This window comes from Rhodocytophaga rosea (genome assembly GCF_010119975.1).
GTDB classification, from domain to species: domain Bacteria; phylum Bacteroidota; class Bacteroidia; order Cytophagales; family 172606-1; genus Rhodocytophaga; species Rhodocytophaga rosea.
This window is the reverse complement of the sequence record NZ_CP048222.1, coordinates 7,370,221-7,389,424: the sequence shown is the minus strand read 5'-3', so window position 1 is coordinate 7,389,424 and position 19,204 is coordinate 7,370,221. Positions and strand designations below refer to the sequence as shown.

The 19,204-nt window shown below is 42.6% G+C and carries 11 protein-coding genes; 8 read left to right on the top strand and 3 right to left on the bottom strand.

Features of this window, described 5'->3' with window-relative positions:
- The first annotated feature begins 95 nt into the window (after positions 1 to 95).
- From GXP67_RS30340 to GXP67_RS30320, 5 genes are all read left to right on the top strand, one after another.
- Positions 96 to 3,317 carry a SusC/RagA family TonB-linked outer membrane protein gene (locus GXP67_RS30340; RefSeq protein WP_232064684.1) on the top strand — a complete coding sequence of 1,074 codons (3,222 nt, stop codon included), beginning with the start codon at positions 96 to 98 and terminating at the stop codon, positions 3,315 to 3,317.
- A gap of 22 nt (positions 3,318 to 3,339) precedes the next feature.
- Positions 3,340 to 5,100, top strand: a complete 1,761-nt coding sequence (locus GXP67_RS30335; RefSeq protein WP_162446613.1) for a RagB/SusD family nutrient uptake outer membrane protein — start codon at positions 3,340 to 3,342, stop codon at positions 5,098 to 5,100.
- 99 nt (positions 5,101 to 5,199) lie between these two features.
- Positions 5,200 to 6,681, top strand: coding sequence for a family 43 glycosylhydrolase (locus GXP67_RS30330; RefSeq protein WP_162446612.1), 1,482 nt, complete (start codon positions 5,200 to 5,202; stop codon positions 6,679 to 6,681).
- 6 nt (positions 6,682 to 6,687) lie between these two features.
- On the top strand, positions 6,688 to 7,689 hold the full coding sequence (locus tag GXP67_RS30325; RefSeq protein WP_162446611.1) for an ROK family protein: 1,002 nt from the start codon (positions 6,688 to 6,690) through the stop codon (positions 7,687 to 7,689).
- Between the two features lie 13 nt (positions 7,690 to 7,702).
- Positions 7,703 to 9,106, top strand: coding sequence for a sugar porter family MFS transporter (locus tag GXP67_RS30320; protein ID WP_162446610.1), 1,404 nt, complete (start codon positions 7,703 to 7,705; stop codon positions 9,104 to 9,106).
- A 328-nt stretch (positions 9,107 to 9,434) separates the two neighbouring features.
- On the opposite strand, the gene cysI is transcribed toward GXP67_RS30320, so the two are convergent.
- From cysI to GXP67_RS30305, 3 genes are all read right to left on the bottom strand, one after another.
- Entirely contained in the window at positions 9,435 to 11,126 is a 1,692-nt protein-coding gene (cysI, locus tag GXP67_RS30315; protein WP_162446609.1) for an assimilatory sulfite reductase (NADPH) hemoprotein subunit, read from the bottom strand.
- A gap of 47 nt (positions 11,127 to 11,173) precedes the next feature.
- Entirely contained in the window at positions 11,174 to 12,982 is a 1,809-nt protein-coding gene (locus tag GXP67_RS30310; protein WP_162446608.1) for an assimilatory sulfite reductase (NADPH) flavoprotein subunit, read from the bottom strand.
- Positions 12,983 to 13,345: 363 nt separating this feature from the next.
- Positions 13,346 to 14,239: a LysR family transcriptional regulator gene (locus GXP67_RS30305; protein WP_162446607.1), complete on the bottom strand. Its 894-nt coding sequence runs from the start codon at positions 14,237 to 14,239 to the stop codon at positions 13,346 to 13,348.
- A gap of 664 nt (positions 14,240 to 14,903) precedes the next feature.
- Here GXP67_RS30305 and GXP67_RS30300 point away from each other — a divergent pair.
- The 3 genes from GXP67_RS30300 (at position 14,904) to GXP67_RS30290 (ending at position 19,009) form a co-directional block, all read left to right on the top strand.
- Entirely contained in the window at positions 14,904 to 15,734 is an 831-nt protein-coding gene (locus tag GXP67_RS30300) for a DUF6597 domain-containing transcriptional factor (protein ID WP_162446606.1), read from the top strand.
- A 260-nt stretch (positions 15,735 to 15,994) separates the two neighbouring features.
- Positions 15,995 to 16,432, top strand: a complete 438-nt coding sequence (locus GXP67_RS30295) for a nuclear transport factor 2 family protein (protein WP_162446605.1) — start codon at positions 15,995 to 15,997, stop codon at positions 16,430 to 16,432.
- A gap of 330 nt (positions 16,433 to 16,762) precedes the next feature.
- Complete coding sequence (locus GXP67_RS30290; RefSeq protein WP_162446604.1) at positions 16,763 to 19,009, top strand: ATP-binding protein; 2,247 nt, start codon at positions 16,763 to 16,765, stop codon at positions 19,007 to 19,009.
- Positions 19,010 to 19,204 lie beyond the last annotated feature (195 nt).

Genomic DNA, 19,204 nt, shown 5'->3' with positions numbered 1-19,204 from the left:
AGTACACTTAAATGTTAGTTTTAATAAATATAATGTAAACAAAATGTAAAGTATCCATAAAACTATTTAATCACCCCAACCAAAATCTAATAAATATGAAAAGGAATATTTTACTTAACCACAGGCGTATGAGCAGGGTGCTTCTCATGGTGTGTCTGCTTTTACTGGCACAGGTGAGTCTGGCGCAGCTACGGACTGTGAGCGGTACCATTAAAGATGAACAGGGAAATCCGCTTCCAGGGGCAAATATCATTGTGAAAGGCACTACTTCAGGAACTACCTCTGATTCTAATGGAGGGTATTCCCTAGGCATTTCTTCTGCACAGGATGTGCTGATCATTTCATTTATTGGTTATTTCGGAAAAGAAGTTCCAGTGGGTAATCAATCCACCATAGATGTAGTACTTCAGGCCGATGTGCAAACCTTATCAGAAGTAGTAGTTACCGGATATGGTACAGAAAAAAAGTCTGATTTAACGGGTGCGGTGGCAGTAGTAGATCTTAACAAAGTGAGAGACATTCCCAGGCCCAATGTATTGCAGACCTTGCAAGGAAGAGTGCCGGGATTATACATTGAATCCAGCGGGCAACCCAGTGGCCAGACTGGGCAGGTATTGATCCGGGGTCTAAATACATTAGGGGATAATTCTCCACTGTATATCATAGATGGGGTTCCTACAACCGCCAACGATGTAATTTCAGGCCGGGGTGCTGCCAATGGTTCGACGACTAAAAATGTTTCTCCACTCCAAAATATTGATCCTAATGCCATTGAATCTATTCAGGTATTAAAAGATGCATCAGCTGCCTCTATTTATGGTGCCAGGGCTTCTAACGGCGTAATTATTATCACCACCAAACAGGGAAAAGGCAAACTCAAGGTACAACTGAGTTCATCGGCTTCTTTTCAGAACCGTTTCGGAAAAATTGATGCGGCCAATACTATAGAAAGAGGCAGGGCGCTTTGGCAGGCTTCTATCAACGACGGCACTGATCCTTCCATTCACAGCGCTTTATATGCATTTGATTATACAGGAACAGGAGCAAATGCGGTGTTAAACAATGTTACGCCGGTACAATGGATAGGCGGAGATCCTTCTTCCCTGACTCCGGCTCAGGTTCCGGGAACCGACTGGCAGGATGTAGTATACCGCACTGGTTTTGTAACCAACAATAACCTGACTTTATCCGGAGGAAGTGAGTCAACATCTGCTTTGTTACAGTTCGGGTATTTGCATAATAAGGGGGTTAAAGAGTATTCAAATTTTTCTAAAATGAACATGAGGCTCAATACCTCGCATAAAATGTTCAACAACCGGTTCCGGATCGGCCAGAACCTGAACATTGCCAAAACCAGGGAAACTCCCGAACCAACGGATCTGGGTGGCGCAGGAATGGATTATCTGGCAACCTATCAGAACCCCATTTTGCCGGTATACAGAACCGATGGTACGTGGGCTGGCCCCTTGGGATCTGGAATGAGCGACCGGAATAATCCGCTGCACATGATGTATATCAACCGCAATAATAAAGACAATAACCTGATCCTGTTTGGAAATGTATATGCCGAATTAATTCCTTTCGACAATTTTACTTTAAGATCAAGTATCGGCTTGGATTATACTTTTTCCAATAACTGGTGGATTCAAGAAAAATATACAGAAGGATTTCTGACCCAGAGTGTAAATAGGCTCAGTGTGTTTCATGGCGAACGTACCAACCTGACCTGGACTAATACTGCAGATTATAACCTTCAGTTGGGGGCTAATTCACTCAATTTTCTGGTGGGACTAGAAACCGTAAAAGAAGATTACAAAACGACGGTTGCCAGGAAAGAAGATTTTGCCACCCAGGATTTTGACTTTTTTCAACTGGATGCCGGAACCGGCACAGCGAGTTCGGGAGGCAGCAGAACCGGCTATCAATTATTGTCCTACTTTGGAAAAGTCAACTACAATTTAGCCGACAAATACCTGGCCTCAGTGACGCTCCGCTACGATGGATCTTCGAGGTTCGGTAAAAATCAGCAGTTCGGATTATTCCCTGCAGCTAACATTGGCTGGAGAATCAGTAATGAAGCGTTCATGAGCTCTGTGGATGTTATATCCAATCTGAAAATCAGGGCTGGCATTGGACGAGTGGGCAATCAGAAAATAGGAAACCTGGCTAGGTTTGGCTTGTATGCACCGAATTATGGTACCATGGATTTCAGGGACTGGTATGGGGCCTGGCGAACCATCGGAACCGCCTATGACATCAACGGAAACAATAGCGGTATTCTGCCCTCCGGCTATGTGGCTCTGCAGCAGGGGAATGATAATTTAAAATGGGAAACCACCGATGAAATCAATATAGGGATAGACTTCGGCTTCTTTAAAAACCGCATTACAGGTTCCATTGACTACTTTACCCGGAATACAAAAGATATTCTGATTCGACCTCCGTATTCGGCAGTAATTGGTGAAGGAGGCAACCGATGGATAAATGGCGCTACTGCCAAAAATAACGGCTTTGAACTATCGCTTGCCTATCAAAATACCAGCGGTCCTTTTACTTACTCAATTTATGGAAATGCTGCTCATTTCCGGGATAAAATAACCAATTTGCCGGAATCCGTGATCCGTTCCTATCCTGGTAATGTGGAGCAAACCATTCTGTGGCATTCACAACGGTCTATTTTCGGCTATGTAACCGATGGCCTTTTCCAGAATGAAGAAGAAGTAACTGCACATGCGGCGCAGCCTGGAAAAGGCATTGGCAGAATCCGCTACAAAGACCTCAATGGCGATGGAAAAGTAGATGCACTGGACCAAACCTGGCTGGGAACCACCTTGCCGGATGTTGAATATGGGTTAGGCTTTGATGTCAGCTACAAAAATTTTACACTCTCGGCTTTCTTTCAGGGTGTGTTGGGAAAACTGACCAACGATGGAATTAAAGGCGATTTTACCCGTGTCAACAACGGAATGAATTTCGGAACTGGTGTATTTGATGCCTGGTCCCCGCAAAATCCAGGTTCGCCACTGCCTGCCCTGAGCCTGGTAAATGCCAACGATGAGTTCCGCTCTTCTGACTATTTGTTTGTGAATGGCAGTTATACTAAACTCAGAACCTTGCAATTGTCCTATGCTTTCCCCAGAGGTATTCTTGATGCAGTTAAGCTTGGAACCTTGCGGATGTTTGTAATGGGCGAAAACCTGTTTGCACTCAAGGATAACAAAGGGGTAAATAAGATATATGCCCCTGATCCTGAGAATCCGTTTTTAACCTATCCTCTCACCAGGAATGTAACGTTTGGCGTCGACCTATCTTTTTAAACCACCTTTCAATTTTTAAGTTATGAAACGGACTATCATAATTTTACTAACTATCGTGTCTCTGGTCGCACAATCGTGTAGAGATTACCTGGATTTTAAACCCAAAGGAGTACTAAGTTCTGAGCAGCTCAATACCCCAGAAGAAATAGATAAAATGGTAATTGCTGCCTATGCCACATTGAGCAACGATTTTTTCTTATCTCAGATGGCCTCAGTACCCTGGATCTGGGGCAGCGTCCGCAGCGATGATGCCTATAAAGGGGGTGGCGGAACCGGAGATAATTTTGACCAGCACATCATGGAAACCTTTAACCTGCTGGCTCCTACCAACGGGCAAATAAACGACATCTGGATTTATCTCTACGAAAATTTAGGCAGGGCTAATGATGCACTCCGGCGCATGGAAAACATGACAGAAGCCAATTATCCGAACTTAAAAATGCGTCAGGCCGAATGCCGGTTTTTACGGGGTCACTGGCATTTTATATTGAAAATTCTCTACAAACATCCGGTTTGGGTAGATGCTTCTTTGCCCAAAGAACAATTAAATACCTTAACCAACGACACCTTTATAAGCGATGAATTATGGAACAAAATAGCCGAAGATTTTCAGTTTGCCGTAGATAACCTTCCCCTGGTTCAAGAGCAAGTAGGACAGGCTAGCAAAGTAGCGGCCTGGGCGTATCTGGCTAAAACCCGCTTATACCAGGCCTATGAGCAGGATGATAACAACAATGTAGTCAATATCAATCAGGCCAGGTTGCAGGAAGTTATTACCTTATGCAATAATATTGTGAATCAAGGAGGCAGAAGTCTGTCGCCTGATTTTGCAGACAACTTCTTGTGTGGCTTTGAAAATGGGCCGGAATCTATCTTCTCAGTGCAATATTCGCAGGATGATGGTACGCAGAATGGTAAAATTCAACTCGCTACCGGCGTTGCCTATAATATGGCGCCTCAGTTTGGATGCTGTGATTTCCTCAATCCCAGTTATACCATGCTCAATGCCTTCAAAACAGACCAGGTTACCGGACTGCCTATGATGGATACCTACAATAACGAATTCCTTTATAAAATCAATACCTGGGCGAATGTAAACGATCTCAGCACCATTGATTTTATGAGCCAGACCGTTGACCCCAGGATGGATCATACCATTGGCATTCCTACCCACCCCTGGAAATACGATCCCAATTTTGTTACGACCAAGAGCTGGAGACGGGTGCCTGAAGTATATGGGTATTTAACCAGTATGAAAGCACTGGAACATTATAATAGCTCCTGTTTTGTGAAATTAGGGCCGTTTATGGGTACCTCACGTAATGCAGATATTATCCGCTACGATGATGTGTTGCTCTGGCTGGCAGAAGCGTATATCGAATTAGGTCAACAAGATCAGGCATTACCTTTGATCAATCAGATCCGGGAACGGGCTGCCAATAGTACAGGCAGATTAGTCCGCAACAATGGAAGCCCTATCTCTAATTACAAGGTGAGTTCCTATATCAATGGGGTAAATTGCAACTGGACACAGGATTTTGCCCGGAAAGCCTTGCAGTGGGAAAGAAGGTTAGAATTTTCAACCGAAGGTGTCCGCTTTTTTGATCTGGTCCGCTGGGGAATTGCCGCCGAAACGCTGAATGCTTATTTTACCAAAGAGAAAACCACGTTTAGTTTCCTAAAAGATGCTTTCTTTAAGAAAAACAGAGACGAATATTTCCCAATTCCACAAGCACAGATTAACTTTTCCCAGGGATTGTACAAGCAAAACAAGGGCTGGTAATCCATGCTTCTAATCATATCCACCTGAACGTTTCTGGTGGATATGATTCAAGTAAAATTAATGTATCTGACTATTCATTGCCTATAACCTATACTCCATATGCTAAAAGAAAAAGTAATAGTATTCTTCCTGATTGTGTGTGTCCAACAAGCCATTGGGCAATTTAAAGTGAATTATAATCCGGATGTTCAGCCGGTAAATAATATGCAGTATTTTGTGCCCAAGGGAAACGAACTGTTTGTAGGCGATTGTATTCCTTTCAGCCACAATGGTACCTATTATTTGTACTGGTTACTGGACTCTGCCCACCATTCGGCGCTCAATGGCTTAGGCGGGCATCAATGGGCAGTAAGCACTACTAAAGATTTAAAAACCTGGAAACATTATCCGGTTGTGCTGGGCATTGATGAGGAATGGGAAAAATCCATTTGTACCGGCTCAGTGGTCCATCATAATAATAAATTCTATGCTTTTTATGCCACCAGATTGCTCGTAGATGGAAAAGTAAATGAGCAACTCAGCTACGCCATTAGCGACGATGGCATACACTTCACCAAGCAAAAACCCAATCCTTTCTATACTTCTGCCCCAGGATACAGCACCAGAGATTTCAGAGATCCTAAGGTATTCGTAGACAAAGAGGGCGTTTTCCACTTATTCGTCTCCAGCCGGAGTAATCAATCTGCTATTCATCACTGGGATGGTAGTCTGGTACATATGGTTTCTAAAGATTTAAAAAAGTGGGATATCAAACCACCTATTTTAACCGGTCAACGGTCTGTTCCTGAATGCCCGGACTACTTCAAATGGAATAACTGGTATTATCTGATCTATGGTGATGCCGGTGATACCTATTATGTAAAATCAAAAAATCCCTATGGTCCCTGGGAACAGCCAGATGATCAGGCCTTGGTGGAAGACTGGTCGAATGTAGCTAAAACAGCAGAGTTTAAAAACAACCGGCGAATCGTTGCGGCCTGGGTTCCTTCCCGGAAGGAAAATAAAGATAATACCAACGAAATGTTTGGAGGGAATGCCGTTTTCCGGGAACTGGTACAATTGCCAAACGGGACACTGGGAACCAAATTTCCGCCTGAAATGCTGCCGGAAAAAAGCTCGCCTGTCGCATTGAAACTAATGAAAGATTCGCTGGTGCAGGAATTATCTGAAAACAGCTTTTCGATTCATGCACCCAATGGCGTAGGTACGGCACACTTTGAGAACATACCAGTTAATGGCAGAATCACCATTGAAATTGAGCCTACCGGCACCAATGAGGAATTTGGATTATTGTTGCGTTCCAATGAAAATGGTTCTACAGGATATAATCTTTCTTTTTCGGCCAGCCATCAGACTGTTAAGCTGCATAACTCAGAAATAAATTCGGTAGAAGGATTGGACAAGCCTTTGAAAGTAGATATTATTATGAAAGATGGAATCATAGACGTAGATGTAGACAATAGAAGGTGTATAGTGAACCGCTTACCAGAGCAAAAAGGCAATGTACTGTGGTTTTATGCCAAACATGGCAATGTAAAATTCAAGGCGATTAAGGTTTCGCCCCTCACCCTTACTAATTAAATTACGATGCTACTAGGTTTTGATATTGGTGGAACCAAATGTGCAGTGGTTCTGGGCACAACGCTTACCAACGGCGACCTCCAGATTGTAGACAAACAAGTGTTGCCTACAAACAAGCCAGTATATGAGATGATAGAAGGCTTGTTTGATACAGCCGACGAACTTCTGGTGAAACAAGGAATAACTGCAGAAAATATTGCTGGCATTGGTATCAGTTGCGGAGGTCCGTTAAGCAGTAAGAAAGGCTTGATTCTATCTCCTCCCAACTTGCCGGGCTGGGATAATATTCCTATTGTTTCTCTCACAGAAAAAAGATTTGGCAAAAAAACCTTGTTACAGAACGATGCCAATGCTTGTGCGATGGCCGAATGGAAGCATGGCGCAGGCAGAGGTTTTTCTAATATTATTTTCCTCACCTTTGGAACAGGTATGGGAGCCGGGCTAATTCTGGATGGAAGACTCTATTCGGGCACATCGGATCTGGCCGGAGAAGTTGGCCATATTCGGCTGGCTAATCTAGGGCCGGTCGGGTTCGGAAAAGAAGGGTCTTTTGAAGGTTTTTGTAGTGGAGGTGGCATTGCCCAGCTTGCCCAGATAAAAGTACGGCAACAATTACAGATGGGACAGAAGGTATCATTCTGCCAAAGCCTGGAAGAACTGCCTTTTCTCACGGCCAAAATTGTAGCAGAAGCTGCTTACCAGGGAGATCCGGTTGCCATCGATATTTACCGGACTTGCGGGCAGTATCTGGGTGCCGGACTTTCAATCCTGATTGATATCTTAAACCCTGAAATTATTATTATGGGTAGTATTTATGGCAGAGCACAGGCACTGCTCGAGCCTTATCTGCAAGCGGTAATTCAGACAGAAGCTATTGAAGAATCCCGTAAAGCTTGCCGTATTGTTCCGGCGTCTCTTTCAGAAAACATTGGTGATATAGCCGCTCTTTGTCTGGCAGAAAGTATTGCTGCTGACTATTCCAATCATATAGAAACTATCAAAAGATAACGTTCATTTAGGTATGAATCAATCTCAACAAAATAAAGGGTATCAGGTAACCGGACCGTTAATCAGAGCGGCCATCGTTTCGTCGCTGGGTGGCTTGCTGTTTGGGTTTGATACAGCCGTAATTGCAGGCACTACCTCTTCCGTTAAAACGCTGTTTAACCTTTCCGACTGGGCGATGGGCTTTGTAGTTTCTTCCGCTTTGATCGGTACTATTGTGGGCACACTAATCAGTTCAAAGCCGGGCGACATCTGGGGAAGACGGGATTATCTGAAAGTACTGGCGGCACTGTTTTTCATTTCAGCCATAGGTTGCGCCATAGCCTGGGATTTCTGGTCGCTCGCTATCGCACGGTTTATTGGCGGTATTGGTATTGGCGGTTCCTCTGCCATTATTCCCATGTATCTGGCAGAAATCTCGCCGGCAAAATTACGCGGACGACTGGTCATATTATTTCAGTTTAATGTATGCTTAGGCATTCTGGTTGCCTATTTCTCCAATGCTATCATTGAGTTGCTCAATACGGATGTACTTACCATGCAATGGCGGCTCATGTTTGCGATGGGTGGTGTTCCGGCATTGTTATTTTTTATCATGCTGTTTACCATTCCTGATAGTCCACGCTGGTTAATGTCTATAGGAAGAAATGAGGAAGCCAAAGGTATTTTACTGCAAATGGGCGAACTACAGGTAAATGAGGCGATGACCGAAATACAAAATTCTTTAAAGTCCTCAACCAGCCATACTACTGAAAAACTCTTTCAGCGGAAATATGCGTATCCTATTTTTCTGGGAGTGGCTGTAGCTGCCTTTAACCAGCTTTCATTTGTAAACGGCTTTCTTTATTATCTTAATGATACACTCAATGAAATAGGAGCATCCTTCGGTGGAAAATTCCAGCCTATACTCATTGGGGTGGCCAATGTAATTGCCGTTACAGTCGCACTTCTTACCATTGATAAAATTGGAAGAAAAAAACTTTTATTAATCGGTTCCTGGGGTTCTGCTATTCCTTTGGCTTTGTGTGCATATATTGCCTGGACCAGGAATCTGATTGAGCTGTTTCCGTGGGGAGTGGCTTGCTTTATTCTCTTTTTTTCCTTTTCCCAGGGAGCAGTGATCTGGGTATACATTAGTGAAGTATTTCCTAATAAAGTTCGAAGCAAAGGCCAGGCATTGGGAAGTTTTACTCATTGGAGTTTATGTGCGATAGCGGCACAAGTGTATCCGCCCATTGTAGCTAGTTCCAGCATAGGTTTAGCCATTCCATTCCTGTTTGGTTGTGTGATGATGGTACTTCAGTTCTTTGTGGTTTGGTTCTTTTTTATTGAAACCAAAGGAGTACCTCTCGAACAACTGGAAATCCAGTTGGGTGTCAAGAAAAAAGAAAACGAAGAACTAACAATACATGGCAAATAATATATAAAAAACTCAATATGAACTTATTACTTTTGAATAGGCTGTATACCAGGCTGTTTAGATTAACACAATCCCTTAGGTTCATAAATGAAATAGATGAATCAAGCGTAGGTGTAGTAGCTCAAAGCTTACATATGAACTCAAGAAATAGCCGTTTCTATATCTAGATCAAAAGTGACCAGAGAAGAATGCGCCTATGTGTGGCAGGTCTAAGAGAAAAGCTAGTGTTTTATAAACCGTTTCAAATTTTCAAGTCTGATGCAAAACAAAATTAGCCGATAGTAATTAAACTTAGTAAATGAAAAGCAAAAATAAATATGTGGAGTATCTAATAACCAGGTCTGTCGGTAGCTTCTATAATATTTTTCCGGATAACAAAATCACCAAAATGCTCCCCTCCTTCCCTTTCCTGGGCATAGGATGCAATAATAGGTTCAAGTGTTTCTATAATCGCTTCTTCAGAAAGCATTTCTTTATACAAGGAATTTAACCTGTCTCCGTTGTGGCTGGCCCCTAAGTACAAATTATACCTTCCCACAGCTCGGCCAATAAGGCCGATTTCTCCCAGTGAAGAGCGGGCACAGCCATTGGGGCATCCGGTCATTCGTATGTTGATCTCCTTGTTTTCCAGACCATGTTTCTTCAGTATTACATCCAGTTTATCGATGAGAGAAGGTAAATAACGTTCTGCTTCGGCAAAGGCAAGGCCGCAGGTATTCAGTGCAACACAGGCCATAGAATTTCGCCGGAGTCCGGTTAGTTTGGGGTGGTTGAGTACTCCATACTGCATTAAAATATCTTCAATGGTGCTTTTATCTGGTTCGTCTACATTGCCAATAATCAGGTTCTGATTTCCGGTAAGGCGCATGTCTCCTTTCAGCACAAGAGCTATTTCTCTCAGTGCTTTTTTCAACCCATATCCTTTCTCATCTTTTACCCGGCCATTTTCCACAAACAGGGTATAAAACCATTTGCCATTACTCCCTTTTAGCCATCCATACTGATCGCCATTGGTTTGGAATTGATAGGACCTTGGTTTTTCCAATTCCCAGCCTAAACGGGTTTTCATTTCCTGAACAAACCATTCCAGCCCTCTTTTGTCGATGGTGTATTTAAGCCTGGAATTTCGCCGGTTGGCACGGTTACCATAATCTCTCTGGATGGTGATTACCGTTTCTGAAGCTTCTATAACTTTATCTTTGGGCACAAACCCTATGACATCTGCCAGCCTCGGATAGGTTTCTTTTTCACCAAAAGTGCTGCCCAGGCCTCCGCCCACACAGATATTAAATCCTTTCAGTTCACCATTTTCTTCAATAGCAATTAAACCCAGATCATTAGCAAACACATCAATGTCATTTCTGGGCGGAATGGCTAAGGCAATTTTAAACTTCCGGGGCAGATATGTTTCCCCATATATGGGTTCTTCATCAGGAGTACCGGCTACTTTTTCCTCATCCAGCCAGATTTCGTGGTAGGCGGTGGTTTTCGGCTTGAAATATTCACTTAACCCGACCGCAATATAATACACCTCTTCATGCACCCGGGACTGGTAAGGGTTGGGCGTGCACATCACGTTCCGGTTAACATCTCCGCAGGTAGCAATAGTACTTAATAAGGTTTCATTTACAGCCTTAATGGTAGGCTTAAGGTGGCGTTTTAAAATCCCATGAAACTGAAACGACTGCCTTGTAGTAAGTTTCATGGTGCCATTGCCATATGTATCCGAAAGTTCATCCAGGGCAAGCCATTGCTGAGGTGTGGTAATACCTCCGGCCACCCGTACCCGTACCATAAACTGATACAAAGGCTCCAACTTCTGCTTTTTGCGCTCACTTTCCAGGTCGCGGTCATGTTGCTGGTAAGAGCCATGGTACTTGATTAGCTTTATATCGTCGGGGTGCAAAGCGCCGGTTAAGGGATTGCTCAGGCTTTCCTTGATGGTGCCCCGCAGAAAATCACTCTTTTCTTTTATATATTCATCGGCAGATAATTCCTGCTTTTCCAGTTGCTCTTGCATGCTGCTGATTGTTTCTTAGTAAAAAACACTGCGCTAATTTGATTGTCCTAATAAATATCTGTCTGGTAGCGGTTCGACAGTTGCAGATATTTTACATATTCTTCGGCCTTTTCCAGGGTTATGCCTCCCTGTTGTTGAATGATGGTCTTTAACGTACGATCGACATCTTTGGCCATTTGCTTGGCATCGCCGCATATATAAAAGTGGGCACCATTTTCCAGCCAGTCATACAAATCTTTTCCATTATCCATCATTTTATGCTGCACATACTGTTTCTGCTGCTGGTCTCTGGAGAAGGCTACATCTGCTTTAGTAAGAATGCCTGCCTTCAGGTATTGCTGCCATTCTGTTTGATACAGAAAATCGGTAGTAAAGTTGCGGTCGCCGAAGAACAGCCATGAATTTCCCTGATGTCCGGAAGCCTCCCGGTGCTGCATAAAGGCTCTGAAAGGCGCTACGCCTGTGCCAGGACCAATCATAATAATAGGCGCATCGGGATCGTCGGGAAGTTTAAAGCGGGTGTTTTTATCTACGAACACTTTCACTTTATCATCTACTTTAAACCGGTCTGCCAGGGTTGCTGAGCAAAGCCCTTCTTTATGCCTTCCATAGGCCTGGTAGCGGACTACTGAAACTAGCAGGTGTACTTCCTCTTCAACAGCCGCCTGGGAAGATGCAATAGAATACATTCTGGGATTATTTTTCCTCAGAACAGACAGCAGATCGCTGGCAGATAATTTATAAGGAAACTCTTTCAGGAGATCCAGCAGATCACGTCCATGCAGATAGCTCAGCAGCTTTTCATTATCCGACAGGATATTTTGAAGCCGGGTACTTCCGGTAAGCTGGGCATATTTTGACAAAGTCACCGATGAAAGGGGGCTCAGTTCATAATCATAGGTCAGCGCCTGAGAAAGAGTTTTTTCGCCATTATGACCTTGTACCAGTTGCATATCTGATAGATGAGTAGCTTTTAACACACCTTCTATCAGGGAAGGAGAATTGGTGCCATATACCCCAAGTGCATCTCCAGGTTCATACTGCAATCCGGAACCTTCCAGGCTCATTTCAAGGTGTATGGTTTCTTTGGAAGAGCCCTTTCCATTCAAGTTAATCTTTTCAAGAATGGTAGCCTCAAACGGGTTTTTTCTGGAATATACAGACTGACTTGCCACAGTTTCTCCCGTAACTTTTATATCTGCCGCAGGAGTTATGTTCGAGTGTTGAGCCATTACTTTCAGTAATGCTTGTTGCCAGGCCACTGCATCGTCCTCATAATCCACATCACAATCTATACGGGGGCTTATGCGCTGAGCGCCTAATTTCTCCAGGATGGCATCAAATTCTTTTCCGGTCTGGCAGAAGTCCACATAGCTGCTGTCGCCAAGAGCCAGTACAGAATACTGAATATGGGAAAGATCCGGAGCTTTTTTGCTATGCAGAAAATGATAGAGTTCCTCAGCTTGCATAGGAGGTTCGCCGATTCCATGGGTGCTTACCAGCACAGCAAGATTGGTAATTTTTTTCAGGTCCCTGGTTTTGAAAGAAGCCATATCAAAAACTTCCACTTCTATACCCTGCGATTTGGCATCAGTGGCCAGGGTTCGGGCTAACGCTTCACAATTACCAGTATGTGTGCCATACAAAACCGTTAATTTCTGCGTAGAAACAGCTGAGCCATTTGCCGCTATACTACTGCTGGCTGCTACACCTCCTGGAAAAGCTTGAGACAATCCTGTAAAATAGCCACTCAGCCATTGAATACCTTCGGCATCCAATCCAGATAAGGCTTCACTCAATTGTGTGGCTTGTTTCTCAGAAAACGGTCCCCTTTTTAATCCCTGCTTAAAATCCATGAGCTTTGTTGATTTGGTTATAGTGTATTTCTTAAACCCGTTGCTTCCAAATGGGGAATATGGTTGTTGAGTTATCATTTCAAGTGATAATCATTCTTTACCCCTTTTAGAAAATGGAATACTCCCACAATACTATTTTATGGTTCAAAGGTAGGTTGGATGCGTATCGTATCCCAATCGCATTTTTTTATCTTTAATAACTTAAAGTTATAGCAATAGCTTAGAAAGAAAAGGTAGATTGAAGAAGACGAGGCAGGTGTACGAGAAAACATCGTCAAAACAAACTTAAAATTATGCAGTATTTATGAATAAAAAGCCTAACCTCATTTTACCGCTAAGCTTGTAACCGAAAAAATTAAATAATTAAAGATTATGATTCTGTAGCAAAAAGCGGATAAACAGCGCAGGTAAACCACCTTCCTGTCCCTGGGGAGTGATAAAGTAAAAAGTACGGTGAATACTAAACTTTTTAATTTCTATAATTTTGATCGTTCCACTTTCCAGTTCCTTCAATATAGCATGTAAAGATAAAAAAGCTATACAATCAGAATGTTGCAGGTAGGACTTGATGGCTTCTGTACTTCCCAACTGCATTTCTACAAGTAAGTCCGACAGGCGTATACCCTTTTGTTTTAAGGCATCTGCAATCACCTCCAGTGTGCCAGACCCAGGCTCTCTGAGCAAAAGAGGAATCTTCGTGAGTTGCTCCAGGCTGATTTCTTCTTTTTTAGCCAACGGATTTTTACTGCTGCACACCAGCACAATTTCATCTTTTAAAAAAGGGGTGTAATGCAATTCCCTTCGTTTGGATTTTCCCTCGATGACTCCCACTTCTATCTGTTTATCGAGTAATGCCTGTTCAATGAGTTCGGTATTGCCATTAAAAAGCTCCACTTTTACTTCCAGGTGCAGCCTGTGAAACCTGGCTAAAAACGGGGGCAAGACATACTGGGCGATGGATGTACTGGCACCTACATGCAATACTCCCTGAAAAGACTGGTTTAACCGGCCCAGATCAAATTCTATTTGCCGGTAAATTTCCTGTATGGCCTCCGTATGTTTGAGCAGCACTTTTCCGGCAGCTGTAAGCAGCACCTTATTGCCTCTGCGTTCGAAAAGAGCCTGGTTAAACTGGCTTTCCAGCTCTTTGATGTGATTGGTAACAGCCGGCTGTGAGATGAGTAGTTCTTCAGCAGCTTTGGTAAAGTTAAGCCTCCTGGCAACTGTGTAGAATACTTTCAGGCGAAAATCGAACATTTATAATAGTAAACCTATTTTTAGAATGAGAGGAAAAGTATTCATCTTTTTGAAAATTCTACCCGCCTATAACTATAGAAGAATGATCCTATACTCTTAGAAAAATTAATGAGCATGAATCCTAGATAAGTCCCCTACCCCTGTTTCAGAGGTAAGCATTGGGAATTGAACCGCGTTATCACTAAATATACCTATTATCCTCCTCTCAAAGATAGCAAGTTAGAACTGACAAATTCAGATTCTACTGTTATAAAGGCGATGATTTTCATACTACAGCTATCCAGTAGCAGACATAATGCACAGAAAAAGATATATAATAGCAGGTATAGGCCGTATTTTTTTTCAGGTTTCATCGGGCTTATTTGTTAGTTTCGTATATCATAACTTGTAATGATATAGTACAAAATACCGGCAATGGTTAACAGTAAAATACTACTGTATGGCATTGGCTTACCATCTGCATCCTTATCTTAATAATGCCGTGTGCATTGATACAATAGTGGAAAGTAAACCAGGCATTACTCCTTATAATAGATCCTTTTCAACCCCTGTTTAAAACAATCAAAGTTTAGTTAGCGAATTCAAAGGAGTTTTTGTTACTTTATATTAGTCTTCTTTTCTGAACAGCCTTTTTTGCGTTTATTTATTCTCTCCGGGATCTGTCATGATCTATCAAAGATATAGTCCTTGCAGTGAACTAGCACCTTTTGTAGAATGCTACTTTATATGGGATTCCCAGAATCAACCCATTGACAATCTGATGGTAGAATCACCCCCCAGTGGTTTTTGTTCCATTGTATTTAACGGCGGTGATCCTTATTACCTGCAAAATAAAAAGTACGAAAAATTACTGGTTCCTCAGCAATTTGTTGCCGGACAGGCTATTTACAGTTATAAACTTTTTTTGCAAGGCACTATTTCGCAGGCTGGCATTGTATTGAAACCGGCAGCCCTTGCCACCTTATTTGACCTGCCTACCTACCAATATACTGAGGAGCGGATTGATTTGACTCAGGTTTTTCCAGCCACTTTAATACACAAATACAAAGCATTGTTAGCCAGTGCTTCCCAGGCAATCGAAAAGGTAAAGTTACTCGAATCATTTACCCTACATTATTATCAAACCAATCAGCCCAGGCCCGACTTCATTGACAAAGCGGCAGATTTGATTATGTTAAAAAATGGCATGTTGAATGTAAAAGAGATGATGGAAGGAGTATACATGTCCCGGAGGAATTTCGAGCGTCAATTTTTTAAAAAAGTGGGGTTGAGCCCTAAATATTATGCCCGCATCCGGCGAATGGCTTATCTCTTTCATCAGATTGCAGGCAAACAAAAAGTGAACTGGCCTTTGCTGTTAAATCAGTCTACTTACTACGATCAGTCTCATTTTATTAAAGATTTTATCGAGTTTACCGGAAGGACGCCCCAGCAATATCTGGAGGAAAACAAAGAACTTGTTCACCTGGTGGGAAGCCTGTCTCCCAGACGCTAAAATAAAAATTGCCGCATTTTTACAATGAACTTGCCGCATTCTTACAATACCCGGTCAGGGATTCGCTTTATCTTTGTGTATATAAAAAGGGATTAAAAACCATATGCAGCCATTGGTTGTGGAAACAGTGGAACTTGCATATTGTGCTCATCAGCTAATTCCTAAATGCATCAGCTATGGTTTAAATGGCAACACATAACAATTCAGCAAATCAAGTAAAACCAATAATATTTTAAATTCTACCTAATACATTTATTTTTATGAAAACAAAAGAACTACAAACCCTGAGCTTAAAAAATACCTGTGTTGAATTCCTGTTTGCTTACCAGCAAAAGAATATTGACAAGATGCTCTCCTTATGCGAACCGGATGGCACCGTTCATTTTATCCCTCTGGGTGAAAATGGCAAGGGTACCATCAGCCAACTGGGCAAAGGTATCTGGACGGCACTCATAGATTGCTTTCCGGATATTGATAACACCCTGGATGCCGCCATTGCTGAAGGCGAAGATACGGTTCGTTGCCAGGTGGTGATCAGGGGAACCCAGGCAAAAGATTTTGCGGATATTCCCAGCAAAGGCCTTTCTTTTGATAGTGATCATATTTTCATTTTCCATTTAAATAATGAAAACCTGATCGACCAGATAACCATCACCTGGAACCATGCAGATTTCAAGCGGCAATTAGGTGCTTCATAGTTTGTTTCCTTTCCGGCCATAGTCAGCGTATTGGAAAGAGAATTTATTTAAAGCTTTTTCTTCAAACATTTTCAGAAAATCAAGTTAAGCTGATCAGCAAACCAATTGCCTTGATTGGCCAGGACAAGCTTTGTAAAATTCTCTTATATGGATTTCTCCTACAAGCGATGTACTGGTACTATTGTATCAACAGACATATACACCTGGGAAAGCCTATTGTGAAGAACTTCCCTACCTGGCAGGCCGGTCACTATTGAGGACAAAAGTTAATAACCTGGCCTGCAAAACTTCCTTCCGGACCCGCAACAAGGATATTTAAATCGACTAATTATGCTTATGCTATGGCTGATTGCCTTTTTTCTGATCGGCTGCCTGATGGGTATATTGTTTCTCAACCGCTATCAGTTAAAACATAAAAACCTGAAACTTTCACTGGAGAATGAACAATACTCCCTTTTACAGAATTTGCAGTTCCGCCGGAACATAGACGAAACCATTCATTATTTTGCAGCTTCACTCTACGGAAAAAATACGGTGGAGGAAATTCTCTGGGATGTAGCCAAGAATTGTATTTCCCGCTTGGGTTTTGTGGATTGTGTGATCTACCTGCTGGATGAACAGCAAAACGTATTGGTGCAGAAAGCCGCCTACGGCATTAAAAACCCACAGGATTACACCATCTTTGAACCCCTTCAGATACCATTAGGGAAAGGAATTGTAGGAAGTGTGGCTTTGACAGGCCGGGCAGAACTGATTGAAGACACATCCCTTGACTCCCGTTATCTGGTAGATGACCAGATACGCTATGCTGAACTAACTGTGCCTTTACTTCTCCACGATAAGGTGATCGGTGTGATTGATTCTGAGCATCCGGAAAAAGGTTTCTTCCGGCAGCACCACCTGGAAGCCTTGCAAACCATTGCAGCCATTTGCAGCAGTAAAATAGCTAAAGCTAGGGCAGATGAAGCCGCAGAAAAAGCAAAACTTCTGCAACTGGAGGCCGAACACATTAAAAAACTCGACCAGATCAAATCTAAGTTCTTTGCTAATATTTCTCATGAATTCCGTACGCCATTGCACCTGATTCTGGCGCCGCTTCAGAAGAAAGAAGAGGAAATTTCATTAGAGGAAATGATGATGATGGAACGGAATGCCCACCAATTGTTAAAACTGGTGAATCAACTATTGGACCTTGCTAAGGCCGAAGTAGGTATGCTCTCTGTAGAACTCACCAATGGAAATATTATTAGTTTCCTAAGCCATACAGCCGGTTCTTTTCAGGCACTTGCCGCAAATAAAGGCATAGAGTATATCATTGACATTCCAGATCAGGAACTTATGGTGCCTTTTGATGCCGATAAACTGGAGAAGATTGTATATAATTTACTTTCGAATGCCATTAAATTTACTCCTCCAGGTGGAAAAGTAAAAATTGAGATAGCTTTTGAGCTGGATCATAAGCTTAAAATGGTAGTAACTGATACAGGACTGGGCGTTCCGGCACATTTGCAAAATAAAATATTCGACCGTTTTTACCAGATTGACAATTTGCAAACCAGGTCTTTCGAGGGAACCGGCATCGGACTAGCGCTTACAAAGGAATTGGTCGATCTATGCAAAGGATCGATCAGCCTCAAAAGTTCTGAAGGTAAGGGCACTTGCTTTGAAGTAATCTTACCCCTGGCTTATGAGCCTATGCAAAATTACCCTCACACGTTTACAGGAATCACGATAAGCCAGTCGCAGGAAAAATTGAGTTTACCTGTACAGGCTCTAGATTGTGTAATGACTGTTGAAAAAGAGGAGGAAAATGCGAGCAAACCAACTATTTTACTGGTTGAAGACCATGATGAACTCAGAAATTACCTCAGGCAGCAATTAGCGGAAAGCTTTCAGGTGAGGCTGGCAAAAGAGGGAAAGGAGGCACTGCGTATGGCCATAAAAACTGTTCCTGACCTGATCATTACAGATATTACCATGCCGGTTATGGACGGAATGTCACTAACCCGGTACCTGAAGGAGAACCCTATGACTAGCCACATTCCTATTATTATGCTTACGGCTAAAGATGATGGCGCATCAAAAAGAGAAGGGTTTTCTACCGGTGCAGAGCAATATCTGGTGAAGCCATTCATCTTTGAAGAATTACAGGCAATAATTAACAGTTTACTCACCCAGCGGAACAGGCTGAGGGTCAAATATAGCAGGGAAGTAATTTTACAACCTACCTCCCCGACCATCCCAGACCGGGAGGCTGAGTTTTTAGAGCGGGCTGTGCGTATAATTGAAGATCAGATTGCGAATGAGAACTTTACCGTAGAAATGCTTCAAAAAGAGATAGGCATGAGCCGGATGCAGCTCCACCGGAAACTCAAGGCCCTTACCGGCCAGTCGGCGTCTGATTTTATCCGGTCCATCCGGCTGAAAAGAGCCGCAGACCTGTTAGGTCAACCTGGCCTTCAGATAGCGGAAGCTGCCTATTTATCCGGATTCAGCAACATGTCTTATTTTTCAAAATCTTTCAGAGAGGAATTCGGATTGCTGCCTTCTGAATATGTAAAACAGCAGGCATCATAATAATACTTTCCTGTCGAGTGAATCGAATAGAAATTCTCAATTATAATTTAATAACACAGTTTCTCTACTTTTTGCCTTTTTACATACGTGGTAATATCTGAGAGACCGGTGTTATCACAAAAAATTTCCTGATCTATCTTTATAATATCAGCAGACATGAGCTGAGAATCCTTTCAAAACCAGGCAGCAGCATTA

Coding starts and splice junctions, on each gene's coding strand:
- GXP67_RS30310 (WP_162446608.1), bottom strand. CDS start 12,982: ATGGATTTTAAGCAGGGATTAAAAAGGGGACCGTTTTCTGAGAAACAA.
- GXP67_RS30340 (WP_232064684.1), top strand. CDS start 96: ATGAAAAGGAATATTTTACTTAACCACAGGCGTATGAGCAGGGTGCTT.
- GXP67_RS30305 (WP_162446607.1), bottom strand. CDS start 14,239: ATGTTCGATTTTCGCCTGAAAGTATTCTACACAGTTGCCAGGAGGCTT.
- GXP67_RS30325 (WP_162446611.1), top strand. CDS start 6,688: ATGCTACTAGGTTTTGATATTGGTGGAACCAAATGTGCAGTGGTTCTG.
- GXP67_RS30330 (WP_162446612.1), top strand. CDS start 5,200: ATGCTAAAAGAAAAAGTAATAGTATTCTTCCTGATTGTGTGTGTCCAA.
- GXP67_RS30290 (WP_162446604.1), top strand. CDS start 16,763: ATGCTTATGCTATGGCTGATTGCCTTTTTTCTGATCGGCTGCCTGATG.
- GXP67_RS30320 (WP_162446610.1), top strand. CDS start 7,703: ATGAATCAATCTCAACAAAATAAAGGGTATCAGGTAACCGGACCGTTA.
- GXP67_RS30300 (WP_162446606.1), top strand. CDS start 14,904: ATGATCTATCAAAGATATAGTCCTTGCAGTGAACTAGCACCTTTTGTA.
- GXP67_RS30295 (WP_162446605.1), top strand. CDS start 15,995: ATGAAAACAAAAGAACTACAAACCCTGAGCTTAAAAAATACCTGTGTT.
- GXP67_RS30335 (WP_162446613.1), top strand. CDS start 3,340: ATGAAACGGACTATCATAATTTTACTAACTATCGTGTCTCTGGTCGCA.
- cysI (WP_162446609.1), bottom strand. CDS start 11,126: ATGCAAGAGCAACTGGAAAAGCAGGAATTATCTGCCGATGAATATATA.